The 1,541-nt window shown below is 48.2% G+C and carries 1 tRNA gene and 2 pseudogenes; all 3 read right to left on the reverse strand.

Annotated features, from left to right (window positions below):
* Positions 1-784 (reverse strand): annotated as a pseudogene (locus BZG81_RS15430) (elongation factor Tu); the annotation flags it as partial.
* Between the two features lie 13 nt (positions 785-797).
* Positions 798-1,232 (reverse strand): annotated as a pseudogene (locus BZG81_RS15435) (GTP-binding protein); the annotation flags it as partial.
* 104 nt (positions 1,233-1,336) lie between these two features.
* Positions 1,337-1,412 (reverse strand) — tRNA-Thr (locus BZG81_RS15440).
* Positions 1,413-1,541 lie beyond the last annotated feature (129 nt).

Consider the following 1,541-nt stretch of genomic DNA (forward strand, 5'->3'; position numbering starts at 1 on the left):
GCAGTTCGATAGTACCGGTCACGTCAGTTGTACGGAAGTAGAACTGTGGACGATAACCTTTGAAGAACGGCGTATGACGGCCGCCTTCGTCTTTACCTAGTACGTATACTTCTGATTCGAACTTGGTGTGCGGAGTGATTGAACCAGGCTTCGCCAGTACTTGACCACGCTCAACTTCGTCACGCTTAGTACCACGCAAAAGAACACCAACGTTCTCACCCGCACGGCCTTCGTCTAGAAGCTTACGGAACATTTCAACACCAGTACAAGTGGTCTTGGTGGTGTCTTTCATGCCTACGATTTCAACGTCGTCACCCACGGTGATGATGCCTTGCTCAACACGACCAGTTACAACAGTACCACGGCCTTGGATTGAGAATACGTCTTCGATTGGTAGGATGAACGGCTTGTCGATCGCACGCTCTGGCTCTGGGATGTAAGAATCCAGGGCTTCAGCAAGTTCAACAATCTTCTGCTCCCACTGCTCTTCACCGTTCAATGCACCCAGTGCAGAACCTTGAATTACTGGGCAGTCGTCACCTGGGAAGTCATACTCTGAAAGTAGCTCACGRACTTCCATTTCAACCAGCTCAAGCAGCTCTTCGTCATCAACCATGTCACATTTGTTCATGAACACGATGATGTTTGGAATACCAACCTGACGACCTAGTAGGATGTGCTCACGGGTCTGTGGCATTGGGCCATCAGTTGCCGCAACAACCAGGATACCACCGTCCATTTGCGCCGCACCGGTGATCATGTTTTTCACATAGTCAGCGTGTCCNCAGCTCAAGCAGCTCTTCGTCATCAACCATGTCACATTTGTTCATGAACACGATGATGTTTGGAATACCAACCTGACGACCTAGTAGGATGTGCTCACGGGTCTGTGGCATTGGGCCATCAGTTGCCGCAACAACCAGGATACCACCGTCCATTTGCGCCGCACCGGTGATCATGTTTTTCACATAGTCAGCGTGTCCYGGGCAGTCAACGTGTGCGTAGTGACGGTTTGGCGTATCGTACTCAACGTGAGACGTTGCGATGGTGATACCACGATCACGCTCTTCTGGCGCATTATCGATTGACGCGAAATCACGCGCAGCACCGCCGTATACTTTTGCAAGTACAGTACAGATAGCTGCAGTCAGTGTAGTTTTACCATGGTCAACGTGGCCAATAGTACCAACGTTAACGTGCGTTTTCGTACGTTCAAATTTTTCTTTAGACATGACAGTCCCTCTAAGCACGGTATTTCGGTGGCATTACGACCACACAACCAACAATCAGGTTTGTTGAGTATATATCAAACGGCTTGAAGTTACCTTGGAGAGGATGGTGCTGATAGGCAGATTTGAACTGCCGACCTCACCCTTACCAAGGGTGCGCTCTACCAACTGAGCTATATCAGCAAAATCGTTATCAACGTTTTACTCGGTGTTTTGCCATCAAAGTCTTACATTTCATTGCTTTGATGCTTAAATGTTTGCTAACTAAAGCCTAATACTAAGCGCTAATTAGATTCTGTTTCTTATACACAT

This window comes from Salinivibrio sp. MA607, from assembly GCF_001996245.1.
Taxonomy (GTDB): domain Bacteria; phylum Pseudomonadota; class Gammaproteobacteria; order Enterobacterales; family Vibrionaceae; genus Salinivibrio; species Salinivibrio costicola.